The following is a 22,985-nucleotide window of genomic DNA, read 5'->3' as shown; positions in this document are numbered from 1 at the left end:
TTTGCGGGGCTTTGGGAAGGCGAATAGAAGGCTTTCACCAGTCGTTTCGCCCTATTCCCATTACGCTGCGCACAGCCGATGATCTCGGCGTCAGACGTCGTAATGAAGACCATCATAAACCCTGCCGGGGGGAGACATCAAAAACGTGCATTACCTGAACGATCTGCCAGATGCGAGTGAGGCGCAGCTTCGCACCTGCCTTCGCGCCGACCGGCGCGCCTGCGTTTCCGATCCGCGCGGCGCGAGTGCCGCTGATTTCATTCGACTGCACTAGTCATGTGGATCGTTCGTCTTGCGCTACGGCGCCCCTATACGTTCGTCGTGCTGGCGTTGCTGTTGCTGATCGTCGGGCCACTGACGATTCTGCGCACGCCCACCGACATCTTTCCGAACATCGATATTCCGGTGCTGTCGGTGATCTGGTCGTACAACGGCCTGCCCGCCGACGAAATGGAGCGGCGCATCGCGCTGAACTACGAACGCGGCTTGTCGGTGGCGGTCAACGATATCGAACACACGGAATCGACGTCGCTGAACGGCATCACGGTCATCAAGATCTTTTTCCAGCCGGGCGCGAATATCGACGAAGCGCTCGCGCAGGTCACCGCCCTGTCGCAGTCGCAAGTGCGCTCGCTGCCGCCCGGCATCACGCCGCCGTTCATCCTGCGCTACAACGCGTCGACGGTACCGATTCTGCGGCTCGCGTTGTCGTCCGCGTCGCTGACCGAGCAGGAGCTGTTCGACTTCGGCAATAACTTCCTGAAGACGCAGCTCGCCACCGTGCCGGGTGCATCCGCGCCGCTGCCGTATGGCGGCAAGCAACGGCAGATCATGATCGATATCGATTCGCGCAAGCTGCAGGAGCGCAATCTGTCGCCGATGGACGTGGTCAGCGCGGTCTCCGCGCAGAACCTGATTCTGCCTTCGGGCACCGCGAAAATCGGCTCGACCGAGTACTCGGTGGTAATGAACGGCAGCCCCGATTCGCTCGCCGGGCTGAACAACATTCCGATCCGCACCACCGCAAACGGCACCGTCTATATCCGCGACGTCGCGCACGTGCGCGACGGCTACCAGCCGCAGACCAACATCGTGCGCGTGAACGGCCAGCGCGCCGCGCTGCTGACGATCAACAAAAGCGGCAACACGTCCACGCTCGATATCGTCGACCGCATCAAGACGATGATGCCGACGCTGCGCAATCTGGTGCCCCCGTCGCTGAATATCGACCCTGTCGCCGACCAGTCGCTGTTCGTGCGTGCGTCGGTGGAGGGCGTGCTGCGTGAAGCGCTGATCGCCGCGTGCCTGACGGGCCTGATGATTCTGCTGTTCCTCGGCAACTGGCGCGCGACGCTGATCATCGCGGTATCGATTCCGTTGTCGATGATCACGTCGATCATCGCGTTGTCCGCGCTCGGCCAGACGATCAACATCATGACGCTCGGCGGGCTCGCGCTGGCGGTCGGGATTCTGGTCGACGATGCGACCGTCGCGATCGAGAACATCAGCCATCAGCTCGAACAGGGCAAGACGCTGGAACAGGCGATTCTCGACGGCGCGCATCAGATCGCGATTCCGACGCTCGTGTCGACGTTGTCGATCTGTATCGTGTTCGTGCCGATGTTTCTGCTCACCGGTGTCGCGCACTACCTGTTCATTCCGCTCGCCGAAGCGGTGGTGTTCGCGATGCTCGCGTCGTACTTCTTCTCGCGTACGCTCGTGCCGACGCTCGCGAAATATCTGCTGCGCTATCACCACAAGCCCGCTGATCTGCATCACGCACCGGCGCAAACGCGCAATCCGTTCATGCGCGTGCACTATGCGTTCGAGCGCGGTTTCTCGCGTTTGCGCGAGCGCTATCGCGTGTTTCTCGAAGCGCGTATCGCGCGGCCGGGTCTGTTCGTCACGCTGTTTCTCGTGTGCTGTGGCGCGTCGCTGCTATTGCTGCCGTTTATCGGCCGCGACTTTTTCGCCGCCGTCGATGCCGGCACGATCGCACTGCATATGCGCGCAAAAACCGGGATGCGGGTCGAGGAAACCGCGGTGCTGACCGATCGTGTCGATGCGCGCATCCGTCAGCTGATTCCGGCCGGCGAACTGCATTCGATCATCGACAACATCGGCCTGCCGGTGTCGGGTATCAACCTGTCGTACAGCAACACGGGCACGATCGGCACCTCCGACTCGGACATCCTTATCACGCTGAATCCCGAACATCATCCGAGCGCCGGCTATGTGCGCACCTTGCGGCGCACGCTCACCGACGAATTCCCCGGCGTGCAGTTCGCGTTTCTGCCGGCCGATATAGTCAGTCAGACGCTGAACTTCGGCATGCCGTCGGCGATCGACATCCAGATCGTCGGCCGTGAGGTGGCCGCCAATCGTGCGTTCGCCGCGAAGCTGCTGAACCGTCTGCGCACGGTGCCGGGTCTCGTCGATGCGCGCATCCAGCAGCCCGCCGATCTGCCGCGGATTTTCATCGACGTCGATCGCACGCGCGCGCAGCAAGCGGGCTTTTCGCAGCGCGATATCGCGAGCAATCTGCTGATCACGCTGTCGGGCAGCCAGCAGACCACGCCGACGTTCTGGCTCAACCCGCGCAACGGCGTCAGCTACAACGTGATCACGGAAGCGCCGCAATACACGATCGATTCGCTGCAATCGCTCGCGAACATTCCGTTGAACGCCAACGGCCGCAACAACATTCTCGGCTCGCTCGCGACGATGCGCCGCGAAGCCAGCAACGCGGTGCTCACGCACTACAACGCGCAAACCACGATCGACATCTACGGCACCGCCGACGGCCGCGACCTCGGCGGCGTGTCCGACGACATCCGCAGGATCATCGACGAATCGAAAGCCGAGCTGCCGAAGAGCTCGACGATCGAACTGCGCGGCCAGGTGCAAACGATGAACGAGTCGTTCGCGGGCCTGCTCGCCGGTCTGCTGTTCGCGGTGCTGCTCGTGTATCTGCTGATCGTCGTCAATTTCCAGTCGTGGCTCGATCCGTTCATCATCATCACCGCGCTGCCGGGCGCGCTCGCGGGCATCGTGTGGATGCTGTTCCTCACCCACACCACACTGTCGATCCCGGCCCTCACCGGCGCGATCATGTGTATCGGCATCGCGACCGCGAACTCGATTCTGGTGATCAGCTTCGCGCGCGAACAGCTGCTGCTGCACGGCGACGCGACCCGCGCGGCGATCGAAGCGGGCTTCACGCGTTTCCGCCCGGTGCTGATGACCGCGCTCGCGATGGTGATCGGCATGGTGCCGATGGCGATCGGTCTCGGCGAAGGCGGCGAGCAGAATGCGCCGCTCGGACGCGCGGTGATCGGCGGGCTCGCGGTCGGCACGCTGGCCACGCTGATCTTCGTGCCGGTGGTGTTCTCGATGATCTATCGACGGCTCGCGGCGCGGCATCAGCGTGCCGCGGAACACGTGGTGCAGAAGCCATGAACATCCAGCACGCGATGACCGTACCAACTGACACGCGCAACATGCGATGCCACGACACAAGAGGCGGCCTCGACTGCCCATGCAATTTCGAAGGGGAAGCTTGATGGAAGCACAACGTCCCGGCGGCTCGGGTTCGGGTTCGGGCTCTGGCTCTGGCGGTCACGCCGCGCATGATCCGGCGAAAGCGCGACGCACGCGCCTCATCATGATCGCCGCCGCCGTCGCGGTGCTCGCGCTCGCCGCGCAAGGCATCTGGTCGCGCCACGATGCGCATGCGGCGCTCGAACGCGATGCCGAGCACACGAGCCAGATTAGCGTCGAAGTCGTGCAGCCGCAGAAGTCGTCGGCCGGGTTCGATCTGACGTTGCCCGGCAACGTGCAGGCCTTCCTCGACACGCCGATCTACGCACGCACCAACGGCTATCTGAAGAAGTGGTACGCCGACATCGGCGCGCGCGTGAAGAGCGGCCAGTTGCTCGCGGAAATCGACACGCCCGAAATCGACGACCAGTTGCGCGCCGCCCGCGCCGATCTCGCCAACGCCGAAGCGAATTACACGCTGGCGAAGAGCACCGCGGATCGCTGGACGGATATGTTCAGAAGCAAGTCGGTGTCGAAGCAGGAGACCGACGAAAAAGTCGGCGACATGCTCGCGAAAAAGGCCACGCTCGACGCCGCGCGTTTCAACGTCGCACGACTCGAAAAGACCCAGTCGTTCCAGAAAGTCTATGCGCCGTTCGACGGCACCGTGACCGCGCGCAACGTCGACGTCGGCGCGCTGATCGACGCGGGCAGCTCGGGCGGTCCCGCGAAGGAACTGTTTCATGTCGCGCAGGCGGACCGGCTGCGCGTCTATGTGAACGTGCCGCAAGCGTACGCGCAGCAGGTGCGCGCGCAGCAGAGCGCGTTTCTGACGCTGACCGAGATGCCCTCGCGGCACTATCCGGGCACGGTCGCGCGCACCGCCGGCGCGGTCGATCCGCAGCAGCGCACGATGCTCGTCGAAGTCGACGTCGACAATCGCAGCGGCGAGCTGTTGCCAGGCGCGTACGCGCAGGTGCATTTCGCGCTCGGCGCGGGCACGGCGTCGTTCACTCTGCCAGGCAACGCGCTGCTGTTCCGCCCCGACGGCGTCAAGGTCGCGATCGTCGATCCCCAGCACAAGGTGAAGCTGCTGCCGGTATCGCTCGGCACGGACTTCGGCACGCGCGTCGCGATCGTGGCGGGCTTGCAGGGCAACGAGCAGGTGATCCTGAATCCGCAGGATTCGATCGTCGATGGCGCACCGGTGCGCATCGTGCCGCGCAAGGCGGAAGACGGTCCGGCTTCGGAAGGCGCGGCTAGCGCCGCCGGTGCGACCGGCGCGGCGGCCAGCTCGCCGGCGGCGCTAGCCGGCGCGCGGCCGGGCGCGAGGACGTGATGATGAAGATGTTGGTTTTGCGGCGCGTGCTTGCGTCTTCGGCTGAATTCGCGCGCGGGTCGGCGAGCGTTTCCATTCGCGCCCCGGCAGTCGCTCTGGCTCTCGCCGGCGCGCTCGGCGCCTGCACCGTCGGCCCCGACTACGTGAAGCCCGCCGCCGTCACGCCCGCGACCTGGCGCGAACTCGAGGGCACCGGCTGGAAGCCCGCGCAACCCGCTGACACGCTCACGCGCGGCGCGTGGTGGCGCATCTACGGCGACGCATCGCTCGATGCGCTCGAACCGCAGGTCGCGAGCGCGAACCAGGACGTGCAGGCCGCCGAAGCGCGCTTTCGCGCGGCGCGCGCGAGCGTCGCGCAATATCGATCGCAATTCTTCCCGGTGGTCACCGCGGGCGTCCAGTATTCGCGCACGCGGACCTCGGAGAACGTGCTGCATAAATCGACCGCCGGTCTCGCGCTGAACGACTATCTGGTGCAGGTCGACGCATCGTGGGAACCGGACCTGTGGGGCCGCGTGTCGCGCAGCGTCGAAGGCGCGAAGGCTGGCGCGCAGGCGAGCGCCGCCGACGTCGACGCCGCGCTGCTGTCGATGCAGGCCGAGCTCGCCACCGATTACTTCGAGCTGCGCGGGCTCGACCAGGAGCGCCGACTCCTCGAGGACACGATCAAGGCCTACCAGGAGGCGCTCGAACTGACGCAGCATCGCTACGCCGGCGGCATCGCGACCGATGCCGATGTCGCGCAGGCACAAGCGCAGCTGAAGACGACCCAGGCGCAGGCGCTCGATCTCGGCGTGCAGCGCGCGCAGCTCGAACATGCGATCGCGATCCTGATCGGCCAGCCGCCGTCGGGCTTCACGCTGCCGGTTGCGCCGCTCGTCGCGGTGCCGGTCGTCGCGGCGACCGGCGTGCCGTCCGGATTGCTGGAGCGGCGTCCCGACATCGCTGCGGCCGAGCGGCACGTCGCCGCGATGAACGCGCAGATCGGCGTGGCCACCGCGGCGTTTTTCCCGAACCTGGTGCTGGCCGTGACGGGCGGACTCGAAGCGACCAATTACAGCCAATGGCTGCTCGCGCCGAGCCGGCTGTGGTCGCTCGGGCCGACGCTCGCGGGCACACTGCTCGACTTCGGCGGCCGCGCGGCCGTCAAGGAACAGGCGCGCGCGCACTACGACGAAAGCGTCGCGCAATATCGGCAAACGGTGCTGAACGCGTTCGGCCAGGTCGAGGACAATCTCGCCGCGCTGCGCGTGCTGGAACAGGAAGCGGCCGCCCAGGACGACGCGGTCGCGGCCGCCCGGCGCGCGCTCGCGGTCGTGTCGGACCGCTACCGGAACGGCGCGATCACCTATCTCGACGTGGTCGTCGCGCAGACGACCACGCTCACCAACGAGCGCAACGCGGTGTCGATCGCGCGCCGCCGGATGGCCGCGAGCGTCGCGCTCGTGAAGGCGCTCGGCGGCGGCTGGGATACGTCGGGACTGCCGGGCGACGATGCGATCGGGCATCCGCCGTCCGCGACTTCGGGTGCGACGCAGACGCCGGCGCCGGCCAACGACGCCGGCGCGCACGGCTAGCACCCGGAGACGGGCGCGCGACATGCGAGGCGTGAAGGGCGCGCGCGTTGCCCACGCCACGGGCTCGATGCGAGTTTTCAGCGTATCCTTAACGCCTTTGCGCGTTTCCGTGTGACCCAAGGAGTTCTGTTGTGACCCTGCCGCCGCAATCCCAGCGGACTGCATCTGCCGTTCCCTCCCCCGTTGCAGCTTCAGTTGCTTCCACCCGCACCGCCAGCGTGTCGGACATCCCCTATCTCGAACGCGGCTCGCGCGCGTACTGGCGCGCCAGCCTCGCGCTGCTGTTCGCCGGCTATGCGACGTTCTCGCTGCTTTACTGCGTGCAACCGCTGCTGCCGTCGTTCTCCGAAGCGTTCAACGTGACGCCGGCGCAAAGCAGTCTGTCGCTGTCGCTGTCCACCGCGGCGCTCGCGCTGGCGATTTTCGTCGCCGGTTTCGTCTCCGAGGGTTGGAGTCGGCACAAGCTGATGACGCTGTCGCTGACGGTGTCGTCGGTGCTGACGATTGGCGTATCCGTGGCGCCGCACTGGAATCAGCTACTCGTGCTGCGCACGCTCGAAGGGCTCGCGCTCGGCGGCGTGCCGGCCGTCGCGATGGCCTATCTCGCCGAGGAAGTGCATCCCGACGGTCTCGGTCTTGCGATGGGTTTGTACGTCGGCGGCACGGCGATCGGCGGGATGGCAGGGCGGGTGATCACCGGCGTGGTCGCCGATCTGTTTTCATGGCGCGTCGCAATCGGCACGATCGGCGTGCTCGGCCTGCTGTCGATGCTCGCGTTCCGCGCACTGCTGCCTCCATCGCGCCATTTCGTGCCACGCCGCGGGCTCGGCTTCGCGCATCACCGCACGCTGCTGTTGCGGCAGTTCACGCGACCGGGCTTGCCGCTACTGTTCCTGCTCGGCTTCGTTCTGATGGGCAGCTTCGTCACGCTGTACAACTACATCGGCTACCGGCTGCTCGCGCCGCCGTATCGGCTGAATCAGACGGAGATCGGCGCGATCTTCATCGTCTATCTGGTCGGTGTGGTCGCGTCGCCGTGGTCCGGGCGCATGGCCGATACGTTCGGCCGCGCGCGCGTGCTGATCGGGAGCCTGCTGCTGATGGTGTTCGGCCTCGCGCTGACGATGCTGCATCCGCTCGCGGCGGTCGCGACCGGCATCGCATGCGTGACGTTCGGGTTCTTTGCCGGGCATTCGGTCGCGAGCGGCTGGGTCGGGCGTCTGGCGAAAGACGCGAAAGGCCAGGCCGCTGCGCTATATCTGCTCGCGTACTACATCGGCTCGAGCCTGGTCGGCTCGTATGGCGGCCACGTGTGGGCCGGTCATGGCTGGAACGGGGTCGTCGGGCTGGTCGGTGCGCTGCTCGTGATCGGCCTGGTCGCGGCGACGCGCCTGCGCGCACGCGAATAGCCGCGCGCGATCATCGATCCCGCATGGATCGGCGCAAAACGAAAGGCTTGCGTAAGTGAACGCTCGATACTTTGCGCCGTGTTTTGTTGCGCCGCGCCAATCGCCGCACGCCCGCCGCGCCGGGGTTCAGCAGCTTGCGAATACGCGCCGGCGCGCAAGCTCGCGCCGCCGCACCGCTCCATCCGTCTCCTATACTCGATTCGTGCACTGGTACTGCATGATTTCAAAACCGCAGCCTCTGCCGGAACGAAATAGCATCCATCCTGCATGGGAGGAGACGAAGATGACGTACTTCACGATCGGCGATTTCATCCTGGTCATTCCGATGGCGTTAGCGGGTGCGCTATTCGTCGGCGCGCTGCCCTGCAAAACCGAGTTGCGACACAACGCGCTGCGTGTGCTGGGCGCGCTGATCGGTGTGATGTGCGCGGTGGCGCTGGTCGAGGGTCTGCCGGCGCTCGTGTAGCGGCGCGGCGCGAAGTACCAACGAAAAAGCCGCACGCTGAGCGTGCGGCTTCGTTTTGCCCTTCGTTCCGTCTGCCAGTTGCGCGGACGGTTCCTCACGCGATCAGATCGCCTGGTCCGTCGATGGCTTTTCCCACAGGTTGATCCCGCCTTCGGTCGCATAGCGATCGATTTCGGCGAGTTCGTCGGCCGAGAATGCGAGGTTCTTCAGCGCGCCGACGTTCTCGCGCACCTGCTCCGCGCGGCTCGCGCCGATCAGCACCGACGTCACGCGCTGATCGCGCAAGGCCCATGCGAGCGCCATCTGCGCGAGGCTCTGACCACGGCGCTGCGCGATGTCGTTCAGCTTCCTCACGTGTTCGATGTTCTGCGGGCTCAGATGCTCGTCTTTCAGCGAACTGCCGCCCGGCTTGTTGACGCGCGCATCGGCCGGCACGCCGTTCAGGTACTTGCCGGTCAACAGCCCTTGCGCGAGCGGCGTGAACGCGATCGCGCCCGCGCCGACTTCGGCGAGCGTATCGAGCAGGTCGTGTTCGATCCAGCGGTTCAGCATGTTGTAGGACGGCTGATGGATCAGCAGCGGCACCTTGTATTCGGCGAGCAGCCTGGTCATTTCGCGGGTCTTCGCCGACGAGTACGACGAGATGCCGATATAGAGCGCCTTGCCCTGCTGCACCGCGCTCGCCAACGCGCCCGCGGTTTCCTCGAGCGGCGTGTGCGCGTCGAAGCGATGTGAATAGAAGATATCGACGTATTCGAGGCCCATGCGCTTCAGGCTCTGGTCGAGACTCGCGAGCACGTACTTGCGCGAGCCGCCGCCCTGGCCGTACGGACCCGGCCACATATCCCAGCCGGCCTTCGACGAAATCAGCAGTTCGTCGCGATACGGCTTGAAATCGTCCTTGAACAGACGGCCGAAATTGGTTTCCGCGCTGCCGTACGGCGGGCCGTAGTTGTTCGCCAGATCGAAGTGCGTGATGCCGAGGTCGAACGCCGTGCGCAGGATGTCACGCTGCGTCGAGATCGGCGTGGTGTCGCCGAAGTTGTGCCACAGGCCGAGCGACAGCGCCGGCAGTTTGAGACCCGACTTGCCGCAGACGCGGTATTGCATGTCCGAATAGCGTTCTGAAGCTGCTTCGTAAGCCATTGCTAGTGTCCTTGTCGATGAGATCGCCCGAGAATTGCGGGCGTGAGGATTCGCGCGTTGCGGGAGGCTTGCTGCTCGGGGGATTTATTGTCGTGATGTCGCCGTGGTGCGGCTAGACCGCTATGTTAGCCAATCGACGCCGCGCTTGCAGGCACCCAGTATGCGGGATGGACGAGCACGCGCGGCTCACCTACACTCTGGCCGGTTCAAGTTGATGGGAGGTGCAGATGGCGAAGGCGATTTCGATCGCGCTGATTGTCGGCGGCATCGTGCTGCTGTATTTCGGCGGGCAGGCGTTCAATTCGGTGAGCAGCGACGTGTCGCGCTTCTTTACCGGTTCGCCGAGCAACAAGGCGATCGTGCTGATCGTCGCGGGCGTGGTGGCGACGCTCGCCGGGCTGACGGGAATCGCGATGTCGGGGCGCAAGCGCTGAGCGTCCGCACGAGGCCCGCGACGAAAATAGCTAGAACGCGATCTCGGGCTTCGAGGCCGAGCGCGTGCCGGGCAGCGGCACGTTGCTTACGCCGTGATAGGTGAACACGAGCGAGAACTTCACCTGATCGCTAAGATTCTTGCCGGCCGAGTGGAGCGTGTTGCAGTGGAAGAACACCACGTCGCCGGTCTTCAGCTCCGGCGACACCGCGGTGCGGATCGCCGCCTCGTTCTCGGCGAGATCCGTGCGGAAAAACTTCGCTTCGTCGAAACGGTCGGACGTGAAGGCGGCGCCATGCGATTGCGGCACGAACCACAGCGCGCCGTTATCGATGGTTTCCGGGCCGACCGCGAGCCACACCGACACCAGGTCGTCGCGCTCGAACGACCAGTAACGCACGTCGCGATGCCAGCCGGTCAGGCTGCCGTATGCGGGGTGCTTGGTCATCATGCAGTTGTGATGCGCGCGCGACAGTCGCGGCTCCTCGCCAAAATACAGTTCCATCCAGCCACGGATTTCGGGTGCGGTCGCCCATTGCGCGAACGCGGGGTGACGACCGTACGCGTCGAGCAGGCGCCGCACCGTATGTCCGCCCGGCGCATCTTTCGATGACGGCGCGCCCGGATACTTCAGATCCGCTTCGAATTCGATCGGCGCCGCCGCTTCCTGCAGCTGCCGCTGTGCGATCCGCTTCAGCTCGTCGCAACGCTCGGGCGACACGAGTCCTGGCACGACGACAAAACCCTGCTCCCGCAACGTTTGAATCTGCTCTTTCTTCGAATGGAGTGACATGGCGTTCCGTTAACGTCGACTAACTGATGTTCGATTGTAAAACGGGCGCGATCGGGGTGCGTTGTTTCGCGGCGCGCCAATGCACCGGTTTCAGGCGTGCTGTGCACCCGCGCCGCACATTCGCTGGGCAACTATGCACGTAAATCGCCCGTCAAAAGTGAGACCAGATTGTTGTTGGCGACGATTCGATCCTGAGGGAATTCGATCTCGCAGGGTACTAACCCGACTTTCTGACGTCACGATTCCCGTGTAGCCTGCTCGCATGTCGATCGCCGCTTACGCAGTTTTCTATTGTGCGCAGGCCGTCAAGGCTCGTGCCGTCGGTTTCTCCGCGTTGTACCTTCGCTGCGCTGCGCGCCGTGTTTCGCGTCGCGATCTCTCGCGACACGACGCGCACCGAATTTCCGGCTTTCAGGCCGTTCATCGCAACCCCGTCATTGGCACATATGGTGCTGTTTGTCCGTGCACATCCGATGCACGCGCCGACGTGCGGTTCATTGCCTAAATGTGAAGCCATGCATACTCTTTTGAGCACCCGTCTTACCCGCGCCGCGCTGAAAGCGGCGCGTCCCGCGCGCCGTCATATGATGCGGGCGCTGCGTCACCATGCCGCGCGCACCCGCGCGCTCGGCGAGCAGTGGCGCGACGCGAAGGCCGTCGACGGCTTTCGCACCTGGTTCCATACGTTCTTCTCGGCGCTGCGCCAGCAGAGTGGCACGCGCCGTCTGTCGCTGCGTACATTGCTGCGCAAGCCGACACCGTTGCACCTCGCGGTCGCGAAACGCGAGCCGGCGGTGCGCACGCCTGCGAGCCGCCGACCGCGTCGGCTGTCGACGAGCAGCAGCGGGTGGTTCGCGTTTGCGTTTGCGAGCCGCTGAAATTGCTGGGCCGGTGAGTTGCTGTTGCGCGTTGAGTGGCAAGACTTCGCGCGCGACGGCATCGTTAAGCGATCGACGGACAAAGAAAAAACCCCGCCCGGCTCACGCCGGCGGGGTTTTTCGCTTTCAGGTAACGATCGACTCGCGCTGGTTACGCGCTGGTTACGCGCTAGTTACGCGATTGCCGCGACCGGCTCGGTGCCTGCCGCTTCGGCGAGTGCGAGCGCCTTGTCGGTGGCTTCCCACGTGAATTCCGGCTCTTCGCGGCCGAAGTGGCCATACGCCGCGCTCTTCTCATAGACCGGGCGCAGCAGGTCGAGCATCTGGATGATGCCCTTCGGACGCAGGTCGAAATGCTGACGCACGAGTTCCGTGATCGTCGCATCCGACACGCGGCCGGTGCCAAACGTGTTGACCATCACCGAGGTCGGCTGAGCGACGCCGATCGCGTACGACACCTGGATCAGGCAGCGCGACGCGAGGCCCGCGGCCACGATGTTCTTCGCGACGTAACGGCCGGCGTAAGCTGCCGAGCGGTCGACCTTCGACGGGTCCTTGCCCGAGAACGCGCCGCCGCCGTGCGGTGCCGCGCCGCCGTATGTATCGACGATGATCTTGCGGCCCGTCAGACCGCAATCGCCCTGCGGACCGCCGATCACGAAGCGACCGGTCGGGTTCACGAGGTACTTGATATCACCCTTCATCAGCTCGGCCGGCAGCGTCGGCTTGATCACTTCTTCGATCACCGCTTCGCGCAGCGTGTCGAGCTCAATGTCCGGCGCGTGCTGGGTAGACAGCACGACCGTGTCGATCGAATGCGGCTTGCCGTCGACATAGCGCACGGTCACCTGCGACTTCGCGTCCGGACGCAGCCAGGGCAAACGGCCGTCGCGGCGCAGATTCGCCTGACGCTCGACGAGACGGTGCGACAGGTGGATCGGCAGCGGCATCAGTTCCGGCGTTTCCTCGCACGCGTAACCGAACATCAGACCCTGGTCGCCCGCGCCTTGATCGAGGTTGTTGTCGTGCGCGCGGTCCACGCCCTGGGCGATGTCCGGCGACTGCTTGTCGTAGGCGACGAGCACCGCGCAGCCGCGGTAGTCGATGCCGTAGTCTGTGTTGTCGTAGCCGATGCGCTTGATCGTGTTGCGCGCGATCTGGATGTAGTCGACGTTCGCGGTGGTGGTGATTTCACCGGCCAGCACGACGAGACCCGTGTTGCACAGCGTTTCGGCCGCGACACGCGAGTACTTGTCTTGAGCGAGGATGGCGTCGAGGATCGCGTCCGAGATCTGGTCCGCGACTTTGTCGGGATGGCCTTCGGAAACGGATTCGGAAGTGAAGAGATAGTCGTTTGCCACGTTGCAGACTCCTGTTAGTGGTTACGGTTGCGTTCCACGTAGCCGACTTCGGGAGTCTGAAGCGGCGACGCTTTAGCGGATTACCTTACCGATGGACGCTTGACTCATGGAAACCCATGGACCGCACCCGCCGGCTTCGCCCCGCAAGTTGTCTATTAACTCGGCGAAGCCCTTATTATAGCGACTTCCTTTGAATGTCACAGAGTGTCCACGAGTGCGGTATCACGCCAATTTTTCCGCTCCCTGCAATCCCGCCCCTAGCAGCGCCGTGCGCCCGGAGGCTGCATGCTGAGCAGCTACGGCGCGAAGCTCGCGGTCGGGCTGCTCAAACTCTTTGCGTTGTTGCCGTATGGATTCGTCGCCCGTCTCGGCGACGGGCTCGGCTGGCTGCTCTATCAAATCCCGAGCCGTCGCAAGCGCATCGTTCATACGAATCTGAAGCTGTGCTTCCCCGACTGGAGCGACGAGCGCCGCGAGGACGTCGCGCAGAAGCACTTCCGTCACGCGATCCGCAGCTATCTCGAGCGCAGCGTGCAGTGGTTCGGCTCGGCGAAGAAGCTCGAGAAGCTGATCCAGCTCGACAGCGCAATCGATCTGACCGACCCGAAGCTGCCGCCGACGCTCTTTCTCGGCTTTCACTTTGTCGGCATCGAGGCCGGTTCGATTTTTCTGAACTACTCATTGAAGCGCCAGTGCGGCTCGCTGTATCAGCCGATGTCGAATCAGGAGCTCGAGGCAGTCGCGAAAGCGGCGCGTGCGCGTTTCGGCGCGGACATGGCAAGCCGCGCGGACAGCGCGCGCGTCGTACTGCGCTGGCTGCGCGAACGCAAACCGGTGATGCTCGGCGCGGACATGGACTACGGCGCGCGCAATTCGACGTTCGTGCCGTTCTTCGGCGTGCCGACCTGCACGCTGACCGCGGTCGGCCGTCTCGCTAAGGTCGGGCACGCGCAGGTGGTACCGTTCATCGGCGAAGTGCTGCCGAATTACAAGGGCTACCGGCTCAAGGTCTTCAAGCCTTGGGACAACTATCCGACCGGCGATGATGACGCCGATGCGCGACGCATGAACGAATTTCTCGAAGAGCAGATTCCGCTGATGCCCGAGCAGTATTACTGGGTGCACAAGCGGTTCAAGACGCGGCCACCGGGAGTGCCGGGGGTGTATTGAAGATGGCGCTGGGACCCGGCTCCCAGCAGTCGGAGCACGTCGATCAGTGCACGTGAGGCGGCATCCAGGCCCCTTGCCCGCCATACCGTTTCCGATGGGCCAACGTGTATCATCTGCTATTGGCCCAACCCGGCTCGAAAGGGTGATTCACCCAACAGCCGGCAAGGCCCGGATTTTCGGCTCCGCCCGCACGCGCGAAGCCCTACGCAGCAACGGATACACGAAAAACGTGAAGCTCAAATTCACCAAAATGCACGGCGCGGGTAACGACTTCGTCGTGCTCGACGGCTATACCCAACCGCTTGAACTGACCACGGCGCAGGTGCGCGCGCTCGCGAATCGCCATTTCGGCGTCGGTGCCGACCAGTTGCTGCTGGTCGAAAAGCCGACCGTCGAAGGCGTCGATTTCAGATATCGCATCTTCAATTGCGACGGCGGCGAGGTCGAACATTGCGGCAACGGCGCGCGCTGCTTCGTCAAGTTCGTGCGCGAGCGCGGTCTCACCGACCAGCGCAGCGTGCGCGTGCAAGTCCAGAAAGGCACGATCACGCTGACGATGCAGGACAACGGCGAGGTAATCGTCGACATGGGCACGCCCGTGTTCGATCCCGAACTCGTGCCGTTCGCGACCAAAGGTCTGCAAGGCCGCCGCGAAGGCGCGGACACGCTCTGGCCGCTCGACGTGAACGGCACGACACGCTGGATGTCGGTGGTGTCGATGGGCAATCCGCACGCGGTGCAGGTCGTCGACGATGCCGAGGCGTTCCCGGTGCTCGTCGAAGGTCCGGCCATCGAGCGGCACACGCGCTTCCCGCAGCGGGTCAATGCGGGCTTCATGCAAATCGTCAATCGCAACGAGATCAGGCTGCGCGTCTACGAACGCGGCGCGGGCGAAACGCTCGCGTGCGGCACCGGCGCGTGCGCGGCGGCCGCGGCGGGTATTCGGCGCGGGCTACTGGATTCGCCGGTGCTCGTGCACACGCACGGCGGCGATCTGACGATCACGTGGGACATCGCGCAACCAGGCGCGCCGCTGCTGATGGCCGGCCCCGCGGCCACCGTCTTCGAAGGGGAGATCGAGTTGGCAGAAGAGGCGTCGAGCGCATCGCCCGACTCGTCGCAGCACAATCCGTCCAGCCCGGCCGCCGTGGCGCCCTCCGTCTAACTCATTGACCTACGCGCCGCCGCAAGGCGGCCATCTCGTAGTCCTCCAGCCGAAACCATGAACGATCGCGAAGTCGCCGAATACCTGCTCGCCAATCCCGAATTCTTCGTCGAACACGCGGAAACGCTCGCGACGATCCGGCTCGCGAACCCGCACGGCAAAGCCGCAGTGTCGCTGCAGGAGCGGCAAATGGAGATGCTGCGCGACAAAAACAAGCATCTCGAACGGCGTCTGGCCGAACTGCTGCGCTACGGTCACGAGAACGACAGCATCGCGGCGAAGTTCAACCGCTGGACCATCCGCGTGATGGCTGAGCGCGATCCGTACGCGCTGCCGCGCACGATCGCCGGCGGTCTGCTCGATATCTTCGACGTGCCGCAAGCGGCACTGCGTGTGTGGGACGTCGCCGAGCCATATGCGCAAGCCGACTTCGCGCGCCACGTCAGCGAGGAAGTGCGGATTTTCGCGGGCAGCCTGAGCACGCCGTACTGCGGCGCGAACACCGGCTTCGAGGCCGCGCAATGGCTCCCGCAGGCGGCGAGCGCGTCCAACGGCGCGGCCAACCCGCCGGCGAGCGCGACCGACGACCCCAGCGCCCCGTCGAGCGAAACGGCGCAGACCACCGAATCGATCGCGCTGCTTGCGCTGCGCGACCCCGAAGGTGCCGAAGACGCGCCGACGTTCGGCCTGCTCGTGATGGGCTCGTCCGACCCGCGACGCTTCCACGAAGGCATGGCCACCGATTTCCTCACGCAGATCGGCGCGCTCGCGAGCGCCGCACTGAGCCGGCTGCTGCCGCGCTGAGCCACGCAACGTCACCGCCCACCGTGACCGCCGCCGACCCGATCGCCGCCTATCTGTCGCATCTCGAGCACGAGCGGCGGCTGTCGGAGCATACGCTTCGCGGCTATACGCATGAGCTCGCGGAACTGAAGCTGCTCGCCAAAGGCAGACAGCTCGAAAGTCTCACCGCCGTCGACATCCGCGGCGCCGTCGCGCGCGCGCATGCGGGCGGCCTCACCGCGCGGTCGATTGGCCATCGGCTGTCGGCGTGGCGCGCGTTTTATCGCTGGCTTGCGGGCCAAATCGAGCTGCCGGCCAATCCGGTCGCCGCGGTGCGCGCGCCGAAGCAGGCGAAAACGCTGCCGAAGGCGCTTTCCGTCGACGACACCGCGCGCCTGATGGACAGCGCGCCCGCCGACTCCCCCGAAGGCCTGCGCGATCACGCGATGCTCGAGCTGTTCTACTCGTCGGGCCTGCGCCTCGCCGAACTGGTCGGCCTCGACGTGCGTTTCGCCGACATCGACGGTTATCGCTCGGCCGGCTGGCTGAAGCTCGATTCCGGCGAAGTCGAAGTGCTCGGCAAAGGCAACCGGCGCCGCGTCGTGCCGGTGGGCAGCAAGGCGGTCGCGGCGCTGAATGCATGGCTCGCGGTGCGCGAACGCATGGTCCGCCACGATTCGCATCCGCTCTTCCTGTCGGCGCGCGGCAACCGGCTGTCGCCGAACGTCGTGCGCGAGCGCGTGAAGCGCGCGGCGCTCGCGGCCGGCATTCCTGCCAACGTGCATCCGCACGTGCTGCGCCATTCGTTCGCGACGCACGTGCTGCAGTCGAGCGGCGATCTGCGCGCCGTGCAGGAGTTGCTCGGACACGCCAGCATCACCGCGACGCAGGTCTATACGGGCCTCGATTTCCAGCACCTCGCCCACGTCTACGACAGCGCGCATCCTCGCGCAAAGAAACGCAACTGATCACGCGACTGCCGCCGCGCGCCACGACGCGCCGCCATCGCTAGTACCTGACCGACACCTGATGAATACCGTTACGCTCAAACCGTCGAAAGAAAAATCGCTGCTGCGCCGCCATCCGTGGGTGTATGCCAATGCGATCGAACATGTCGACGGCCGCCCCGCGCCCGGCGCGACCGTGCTCGTGCGCGCGCACGATGGCCGCTTCCTCGCGCGCGCCGCCTACAGCCCGCACTCGCAGATCCGCGCACGCGTGTGGAGCTTCGACGAAGCCGAGCCGATCGATCACGCGTTCTTCAAGCGCCGCGTGCAGCGCGCGTTCGCGCATCGTCAGGCGATGGTTCGCGACACCGGCGCCGTGCGACTGATCTTCGGCGAGGCGGACGGTCTGCCGGGCCTGATCGTCGATTACTACGTCGCCGAGGACGCGGGTCAGCGCAGCCAGATCGTCTGTCAGTTCATGGCGGCCGGCGTCGAGGCGTGGAAGGACGCGATCGTCGCGGCGCTGATCGGCGCGACCGGCTGCCCGAACGTCTACGAGCGCTCGGACGTGTCGATCCGTCAGAAGGAAGGGCTCGAGCAGGTCACCGGTGTGCTCGCGGGCGAGCCGCCTTCGGAGCAGCTGATCTCAAGCGAAAACGGCGTGCGCTATCACGTCGACGTGCGCAACGGCCACAAGACCGGCTTCTATGTCGATCAGCGCGATAACCGCCTGCTCGTGCAGCAATTCGCGAAAGATCGCGACGTGCTGAACTGCTTCTGCTACACCGGCGGCTTTTCGCTCGCGGCGCTCAAGGGTGGCGCGAAGCGCGTGGTGTCGGTCGATTCGTCGGGTGAAGCGCTCGCGCTCGCGCAGCAGAACGTCGCGGCCAACGGCTTCGACGCCGATCGCGCGAGCTGGCTCGACGCCGACGCGTTCAAGACACTGCGGCGCCTCTACGACGAAGGCGAGCGCTTCGACCTGATCGTGCTCGATCCGCCGAAGTTCGCGCCATCGCGCGAGCACGTGGACCGCGCGTCGCGCGCGTACAAGGACATCAACCTGACGGGCCTGAAGCTGCTGCGTCCGGGCGGTTTGCTGTTCACCTACTCGTGCTCGGGCGCGATCGATCCCGAACTGTTCCAGAAGATCGTGTCCGGCGCCGCCGCCGACGCCCGCGTCGACGCACGCATCCTGAAGCGGCTCGGCGCGGGCGTCGATCATCCGCTGCTCACGGCATTCCCCGAAGGGGAGTATCTGAAGGGCCTGCTGTTGCAAATCGCCTGAGCGCCCATATTTCGTGGGCAATTGCGCGTGCCGGCGGCGGCTGCGGCCAGCCTCCGCGCAGCCGGCCATCAGCCGGCCGCAAGGCGGCCGCCCCTGCGCCCGCCAGGCAAATATGTTTCAATAACCGGCTGGACAGGACCGCGCCATCTGGCCGCGGCGGCCGGCCTCACGCTTCTGGCTAGCCTTGCGCTAGCGTTCGATCACGCACCGTTTCACGACTTACAGGCGACCCACATGATTCCAGTCACCATCCTGACCGGCTTTCTCGGCAGCGGTAAAACCACCCTGCTCAAGCGCATCCTGAACGAAAAGCACGGCATGAAGATCGCCGTCATCGAGAACGAGTTCGGCGAAGAGAACATCGACAACGAGATCCTCGTGCAGGACACGACCGAGCAGATCATCCAGATGAGCAACGGCTGCATCTGCTGCACGATTCGCGGCGACCTGTCGCGCGTGCTCAACGATCTGGCCGCGAAGAAGCAGGCGGGCGAAGTGGACTTCGACCGTGTCGTGATCGAAACCACCGGCCTCGCAAATCCGGGCCCGGTCGCGCAAACCTTCTTCATGGACGATCAGATCGCGAGCGAATTCCTGCTCGACGCGATCATCACGCTGGTCGATGCGAAGCACGCGGACCGTCAGCTCGACGAGCACGAAGTGGTGCAGCGCCAGGTCGGTTTTGCCGACCGCCTGTTCATCACCAAGGCCGATCTCGTCGACGAGCGGCAGGTGGGCGATCTGCGTCACCGTCTGCTGCACATGAACCCGAAGGCGGCGATCAGGGTCGTTAATTTCGGCGAAACGGACATCAAGGAAATTTTCGATCTGCGCGGCTTCAACCTGAACTCGAAGCTCGAAATCGACCCGGACTTCCTCGCCGAAGACGAACACGCGCACAGCCACGCGCATGCGCACGACGAACACGGCCACACGCACGGCGACCATGATCACGATCACGCGAACTGCGATCACGACCATGGCCATTGCGATCACGAAGGCCACGATCATGGGCATCACCACCACGCGCATCACGACGACAAGATCAAGTCGTTCGTGTACCGCAGCGATCGTCCGTTCGATCCGAACAAGCTCGAGGACTTCCTCGGCGGCATTCTGCAGATCTACGGCGAGCACCTGCTGCGCTACAAGGGCGTGCTGTACATGAAGGGCGTCGATCGCAAGGTCGTGTTCCAGGGCGTGCATCAAATGATGGGCAGCGACCTCGCCGCGAAATGGCAACCGGCCGAGAAGAAGACCAACAAGATGGTGTTCATCGGCATCGAACTGCCGCGCGACCTGATCACCGACGGTCTCGACGCCTGCCTCGCCTGAGCGGGCGCAGCGCCGTCACACCAGCAAACCCCATAGAAGGCCCACGACACGCCGCGCATAGCGCGGCATGCGTCGTGCTACTTCTATTGCGCCGAGACGCCCGACGCCGCCTGCGCGGGCGTGAATCCTCTGCAGAAACTGCGATGCCGTGGCACCGAGACCGTGCGATTGCCGGCTATATGAAAACCGCGTGAAAACCCTGCTGCATTAAAGCGTGCACGACCATCGCTTTTTGGCTTTGTGCGCGTTATATTTTCGGGATATCGCTGCACCGCAGGCGGAATTTCGGCAGTTGCGGTGCCGGATTGTGATTCAGTTACAATACGTGCCCACTGGAGAATGACAACGAATTGCCCGGTCGCGCGTATCCCGCGACGGGCCTGAAACGGCGCCGGAAAATCTTGTCCGGAGACACGCCGAAAACGCCGGCGGGCACGGCCTGAAAGGGCAAGCGCTTGTCGGCGAGCGATGCCTCAGGAGCATGTGTGAATCGGTTTCCAGAGGAGTTCGGCCCCGCAGCGGCGTAGCTAGCAACGCCCGGTGTGTGTGGGCGCCAGGCGCTTCGGCGTCACGACAGCCCAACGTTCGTGACCACCCTGCGCCGCGCGTCCACGCGACGCGTTTGCGGGCAATACGAAAGTGCGGGCACTATGAGTTTTGCCTCACATTGAAGAAGTAAGCCAGATGACGACGAAACGACTCTTGACCGAAGCCGAAATCCTGAAGATGAGCGACAAGGATTACATGAATGAGGATCAGCTCGCCTTCTTCAAGAACAGGCTCGAACAGTTGCAGGCGGACATTCTCCGCAATGCTGGCCAGACGACCGAGAACCTGCGTGAAACGGTCATCGTGCCGGACCCGGCCGATCGCGCCACGATCGAGGAAGAGCATGCGCTCGAACTGCGCACGCGCGACCGCGAACGCAAGCTGCTGAAGAAGGTGCAGCAATCGATCGCGCGCATCGAGGCGGGCGACTACGGCTGGTGCGAAGAAACCGGCGAGCCGATCGGCATTCCGCGTCTGCTCGCACGGCCTACAGCCACGCTGTCGCTCGAAGCACAAGAGCGCCGCGAACTGCGCCAGAAACTGTTCGGCGACTGATTAGCTGAGGCGCGGCTTCGGCCTGGCGCCCTGAAAACGCTGCTTCGTCTAGAGGCGCACGGTGATCCGTGCGCCTTTTCTTTTTGCGCGACATCCGCGCAAGCTCCGCCATCCCTCCCGTCCCGCCTCGCGTTCCCGCCTCGTTTCTCAGGCTTCCTGAGCGGATTTTCAGTTTTTCTCCCAAGGCCTTCCGGCGGATCTTGATATGACCGCGCCCGCCCTAAAATAGATCGGACATGCGCTCACGAGCGCGCCAGCCGGCGCGCCGTCCGCTGACTGGATTCATGCGGTAGCGCGCAGCGCTGTCGCGTCCTACCCGTTTTGCAAAGAGGAACGCATATGGAGCAATTTCACGGCACGACGATCGTTTCCGTGCGCCGCGGCAACAAGGTGGCGCTCGGCGGCGACGGCCAGGTGACGCTCGGCAACATCGTCATGAAAGGCGGCGCGAAGAAGGTCCGGCGCATCTATAACGGCAAGGTGCTGGTCGGCTTCGCCGGCGGCACGGCGGATGCCTTCTCGCTGCTCGACCGCTTCGAGGCGAAGCTCGAAAAACATCAGGGCAATCTGACGCGCGCGGCCGTGGAGCTCGCGAAAGACTGGCGCACCGATCGCATGCTGCGTCGTCTCGAAGCGATGCTGATCGCCGCGGACGCGACCACCACGCTCGTCATCACCGGCAACGGCGACGTGCTCGACCCCGAAGGCGGCATCTGCGCGATCGGCTCGGGCGGTGCGTACGCGCAGGCGGCCGCGAGGGCGCTTGCCGACAACACCGAGCTATCGCCGCGCGACATCGTGGAGAAATCGCTGGAAATCGCCGGCGACATGTGCATCTACACGAACCATAACCGCGTCATTGAGACGATCGAGTAAGGACCCATCGATGAGCACCATGACCCCCGCCGAGATCGTCTCCGAGCTCGACAAACACATCATCGGCCAAGGCCGCGCGAAGAAAGCCGTGGCCGTCGCGCTGCGCAACCGCTGGCGCCGTCAGCAGGTCGACGAACCGCTGCGCCAGGAAATCACCCCGAAGAACATCCTGATGATCGGACCGACCGGCGTCGGCAAGACCGAAATCGCGCGGCGTCTCGCGAAGCTCGCGGACGCGCCGTTCATCAAGATCGAAGCAACCAAGTTCACCGAAGTCGGCTACGTGGGCCGCGACGTGGACAGCATCGTGCGCGACCTGATCGAAATTTCGGTCAAGCAGACTCGCGAAACCGAAATGCGCAAAGTGCGGACCAAGGCCGGCGATCTCGCCGAAGACCGCATTCTCGACATCCTGCTGCCGACCGCACGGCCGGTTGGCTTCGGTTCGAGCACGAGCTCGACCGATACCGCCGATGAAGGCAGCACGACGCGTCAGACGTTCCGCAAGCGCCTGCGCGAAGGCCAGCTCGACGATAAGGAAATCGAGCTCGACGTCGAGCAGCCGCAGGTCGGCATGGACATCATGGGGCCGCCGGGCATGGAAGACATGACCGAGCAGATCCGCTCGATGTTCGCCAACATCGGCGGCGGCAAGAAGACGCGCCGCAAGATGAAGGTGAAGGAAGCGCTGAAGGTGCTCACCGACGAAGAAGCCGGCAAGATGCTGAACGACGAAGAGGTGAAAACCAAGGCGGTGCAGAACGTCGAACAGAACGGCATCGTGTTTCTAGACGAAATCGACAAGATCGCGTCGCGCAACGAAGCCGGCGGCGGTGAAGTGTCCCGTCAGGGCGTGCAGCGCGATCTGCTGCCGCTCGTCGAAGGCACGACGATCAACACCAAGTACGGCATGGTGAAGACCGATCACATCCTGTTCATCGCGAGCGGCGCGTTTCATCTTGCGAAGCCGAGCGATCTGATCCCGGAACTGCAGGGGCGCTTTCCGATTCGCGTCGAACTCGACTCGCTGTCGGTCAACGACTTCGAATCGATCCTCGTGTCGACGGATGCGAGCCTTGTCAAGCAATACCAGGCGCTGCTCGCGACCGAAGACGTGCACCTCGAATTCGCCGACGACGGCATCCGCCGTCTTGCCGAGATCGCGTACTCAGTCAACGAGAAGACTGAGAACATCGGCGCGCGGCGTCTTTATACGGTCATCGAAAAACTGCTCGAGGAAGTGTCGTTCTCGGCCGGCAATCATTCGGGCCGTACCGTGCAGATCGACGCGGCGTATGTCGATCGCGCATTGAACGAAGTCGCGGAAGACGAGGATCTGTCGCGCTACGTGCTGTGATATGCGCGGTGACAGCGCCAG

19 protein-coding genes are annotated in these 22,985 nt (G+C 64.6%); 16 read left to right on the top strand and 3 right to left on the bottom strand.

The genetic code is table 11. The features are described from left to right. Positions 1 to 276 precede the first annotated feature (276 nt). The 5 genes from AB3X95_RS26790 to AB3X95_RS26770 all read left to right on the top strand — a co-directional run bounded on the left by AB3X95_RS26790 (position 277) and on the right by AB3X95_RS26770 (position 8,331). A complete protein-coding gene (locus tag AB3X95_RS26790; RefSeq protein WP_368622976.1) occupies positions 277 to 3,459 on the top strand; it encodes an efflux RND transporter permease subunit in 3,183 nt (1,060 codons plus the stop codon). 103 nt (positions 3,460 to 3,562) lie between these two features. Beyond that, a complete protein-coding gene (locus AB3X95_RS26785; protein ID WP_368622975.1) occupies positions 3,563 to 4,879 on the top strand; it encodes an efflux RND transporter periplasmic adaptor subunit in 1,317 nt (438 codons plus the stop codon). An 8-nt stretch (positions 4,880 to 4,887) separates the two neighbouring features. Further along, positions 4,888 to 6,456, top strand: a complete 1,569-nt coding sequence (locus AB3X95_RS26780; RefSeq protein WP_368622998.1) for an efflux transporter outer membrane subunit — start codon at positions 4,888 to 4,890, stop codon at positions 6,454 to 6,456. Between the two features lie 218 nt (positions 6,457 to 6,674). Beyond that, the gene (locus AB3X95_RS26775; RefSeq protein WP_309235073.1) at positions 6,675 to 7,865 is read left to right on the top strand and encodes an MFS transporter; all 1,191 of its coding nucleotides are present in this window, start codon (positions 6,675 to 6,677) and stop codon (positions 7,863 to 7,865) included. Positions 7,866 to 8,148: 283 nt separating this feature from the next. Next, entirely contained in the window at positions 8,149 to 8,331 is a 183-nt protein-coding gene (locus AB3X95_RS26770; protein WP_008923386.1) for a hypothetical protein, read from the top strand. Positions 8,332 to 8,433: 102 nt separating this feature from the next. Here AB3X95_RS26770 and mgrA read toward each other — a convergent pair whose 3' ends face one another. Then, positions 8,434 to 9,477, bottom strand: a complete 1,044-nt coding sequence (mgrA, locus tag AB3X95_RS26765) for an L-glyceraldehyde 3-phosphate reductase (protein ID WP_368622974.1) — start codon at positions 9,475 to 9,477, stop codon at positions 8,434 to 8,436. Between the two features lie 227 nt (positions 9,478 to 9,704). Between mgrA and AB3X95_RS26760 the strand changes: the two genes are divergently transcribed. Further along, the gene (locus AB3X95_RS26760; RefSeq protein ID WP_152851698.1) at positions 9,705 to 9,911 is read left to right on the top strand and encodes a DUF3185 family protein; all 207 of its coding nucleotides are present in this window, start codon (positions 9,705 to 9,707) and stop codon (positions 9,909 to 9,911) included. Between the two features lie 30 nt (positions 9,912 to 9,941). On the opposite strand, the gene AB3X95_RS26755 is transcribed toward AB3X95_RS26760, so the two are convergent. Further along, positions 9,942 to 10,703: a phytanoyl-CoA dioxygenase family protein gene (locus AB3X95_RS26755; protein WP_176367385.1), complete on the bottom strand. Its 762-nt coding sequence runs from the start codon at positions 10,701 to 10,703 to the stop codon at positions 9,942 to 9,944. 515 nt (positions 10,704 to 11,218) lie between these two features. Here AB3X95_RS26755 and AB3X95_RS26750 point away from each other — a divergent pair. After that, positions 11,219 to 11,581, top strand: coding sequence for a hypothetical protein (locus AB3X95_RS26750; protein WP_176367384.1), 363 nt, complete (start codon positions 11,219 to 11,221; stop codon positions 11,579 to 11,581). Between the two features lie 173 nt (positions 11,582 to 11,754). Here AB3X95_RS26750 and metK read toward each other — a convergent pair whose 3' ends face one another. Continuing rightward, positions 11,755 to 12,942, bottom strand: coding sequence for a methionine adenosyltransferase (metK, locus tag AB3X95_RS26745; protein WP_176122339.1), 1,188 nt, complete (start codon positions 12,940 to 12,942; stop codon positions 11,755 to 11,757). 285 nt (positions 12,943 to 13,227) lie between these two features. On the opposite strand from metK, the gene AB3X95_RS26740 reads away from it, so the two are divergent. From AB3X95_RS26740 to hslU, 9 genes are all read left to right on the top strand, one after another. Continuing rightward, positions 13,228 to 14,112, top strand: a complete 885-nt coding sequence (locus AB3X95_RS26740) for a lipid A biosynthesis lauroyl acyltransferase (protein ID WP_368622973.1) — start codon at positions 13,228 to 13,230, stop codon at positions 14,110 to 14,112. Between the two features lie 229 nt (positions 14,113 to 14,341). Beyond that, positions 14,342 to 15,277: a diaminopimelate epimerase gene (gene dapF / locus AB3X95_RS26735; protein WP_176122340.1), complete on the top strand. Its 936-nt coding sequence runs from the start codon at positions 14,342 to 14,344 to the stop codon at positions 15,275 to 15,277. 57 nt (positions 15,278 to 15,334) lie between these two features. Continuing rightward, complete coding sequence (locus AB3X95_RS26730; protein WP_176122341.1) at positions 15,335 to 16,081, top strand: DUF484 family protein; 747 nt, start codon at positions 15,335 to 15,337, stop codon at positions 16,079 to 16,081. Positions 16,082 to 16,104: 23 nt separating this feature from the next. Then, on the top strand, positions 16,105 to 17,028 hold the full coding sequence (gene xerC / locus AB3X95_RS26725) for a tyrosine recombinase XerC (protein ID WP_368622972.1): 924 nt from the start codon (positions 16,105 to 16,107) through the stop codon (positions 17,026 to 17,028). A 61-nt stretch (positions 17,029 to 17,089) separates the two neighbouring features. Then, positions 17,090 to 18,292 (top strand): class I SAM-dependent rRNA methyltransferase, encoded by a 1,203-nt coding sequence (locus AB3X95_RS26720; protein WP_184226142.1) that lies wholly within the window; start codon positions 17,090 to 17,092, stop codon positions 18,290 to 18,292. A 234-nt stretch (positions 18,293 to 18,526) separates the two neighbouring features. Continuing rightward, positions 18,527 to 19,627, top strand: a complete 1,101-nt coding sequence (locus tag AB3X95_RS26715; protein WP_184226143.1) for a GTP-binding protein — start codon at positions 18,527 to 18,529, stop codon at positions 19,625 to 19,627. 684 nt (positions 19,628 to 20,311) lie between these two features. Further along, a complete protein-coding gene (gene dksA, locus AB3X95_RS26710; protein WP_008923580.1) occupies positions 20,312 to 20,731 on the top strand; it encodes an RNA polymerase-binding protein DksA in 420 nt (139 codons plus the stop codon). A 339-nt stretch (positions 20,732 to 21,070) separates the two neighbouring features. Further along, complete coding sequence (gene hslV / locus AB3X95_RS26705) at positions 21,071 to 21,607, top strand: ATP-dependent protease subunit HslV (RefSeq protein ID WP_176367378.1); 537 nt, start codon at positions 21,071 to 21,073, stop codon at positions 21,605 to 21,607. A gap of 10 nt (positions 21,608 to 21,617) precedes the next feature. Beyond that, positions 21,618 to 22,964, top strand: a complete 1,347-nt coding sequence (hslU, locus tag AB3X95_RS26700; RefSeq protein ID WP_176122345.1) for an ATP-dependent protease ATPase subunit HslU — start codon at positions 21,618 to 21,620, stop codon at positions 22,962 to 22,964. Positions 22,965 to 22,985 lie beyond the last annotated feature (21 nt).

Source organism: Paraburkholderia sp. BR13444, assembly GCF_040948755.1.
Lineage (GTDB): Bacteria > Pseudomonadota > Gammaproteobacteria > Burkholderiales > Burkholderiaceae > Paraburkholderia > Paraburkholderia youngii.
The sequence above is the reverse complement of the archived record's forward strand: the minus strand, read 5'-3'. Positions and strand labels throughout refer to the sequence as shown.

What these genes read in the sequence shown, in the direction of transcription:
- AB3X95_RS26750 (WP_176367384.1), top strand. Translation starts at nt 11,219, where the DNA reads ATGCATACTCTTTTGAGCACCCGTCTTACCCGCGCCGCGCTGAAAGCG.
- AB3X95_RS26755 (WP_176367385.1), bottom strand. Translation starts at nt 10,703, where the DNA reads ATGTCACTCCATTCGAAGAAAGAGCAGATTCAAACGTTGCGGGAGCAG.
- AB3X95_RS26785 (WP_368622975.1), top strand. Translation starts at nt 3,563, where the DNA reads ATGGAAGCACAACGTCCCGGCGGCTCGGGTTCGGGTTCGGGCTCTGGC.
- AB3X95_RS26760 (WP_152851698.1), top strand. Translation starts at nt 9,705, where the DNA reads ATGGCGAAGGCGATTTCGATCGCGCTGATTGTCGGCGGCATCGTGCTG.
- mgrA (WP_368622974.1), bottom strand. Translation starts at nt 9,477, where the DNA reads ATGGCTTACGAAGCAGCTTCAGAACGCTATTCGGACATGCAATACCGC.
- AB3X95_RS26740 (WP_368622973.1), top strand. Translation starts at nt 13,228, where the DNA reads ATGCTGAGCAGCTACGGCGCGAAGCTCGCGGTCGGGCTGCTCAAACTC.
- hslU (WP_176122345.1), top strand. Translation starts at nt 21,618, where the DNA reads ATGAGCACCATGACCCCCGCCGAGATCGTCTCCGAGCTCGACAAACAC.
- hslV (WP_176367378.1), top strand. Translation starts at nt 21,071, where the DNA reads ATGGAGCAATTTCACGGCACGACGATCGTTTCCGTGCGCCGCGGCAAC.
- AB3X95_RS26790 (WP_368622976.1), top strand. Translation starts at nt 277, where the DNA reads ATGTGGATCGTTCGTCTTGCGCTACGGCGCCCCTATACGTTCGTCGTG.
- dksA (WP_008923580.1), top strand. Translation starts at nt 20,312, where the DNA reads ATGACGACGAAACGACTCTTGACCGAAGCCGAAATCCTGAAGATGAGC.
- AB3X95_RS26780 (WP_368622998.1), top strand. Translation starts at nt 4,888, where the DNA reads ATGTTGGTTTTGCGGCGCGTGCTTGCGTCTTCGGCTGAATTCGCGCGC.
- AB3X95_RS26720 (WP_184226142.1), top strand. Translation starts at nt 17,090, where the DNA reads ATGAATACCGTTACGCTCAAACCGTCGAAAGAAAAATCGCTGCTGCGC.
- AB3X95_RS26730 (WP_176122341.1), top strand. Translation starts at nt 15,335, where the DNA reads ATGAACGATCGCGAAGTCGCCGAATACCTGCTCGCCAATCCCGAATTC.
- AB3X95_RS26715 (WP_184226143.1), top strand. Translation starts at nt 18,527, where the DNA reads ATGATTCCAGTCACCATCCTGACCGGCTTTCTCGGCAGCGGTAAAACC.
- AB3X95_RS26770 (WP_008923386.1), top strand. Translation starts at nt 8,149, where the DNA reads ATGACGTACTTCACGATCGGCGATTTCATCCTGGTCATTCCGATGGCG.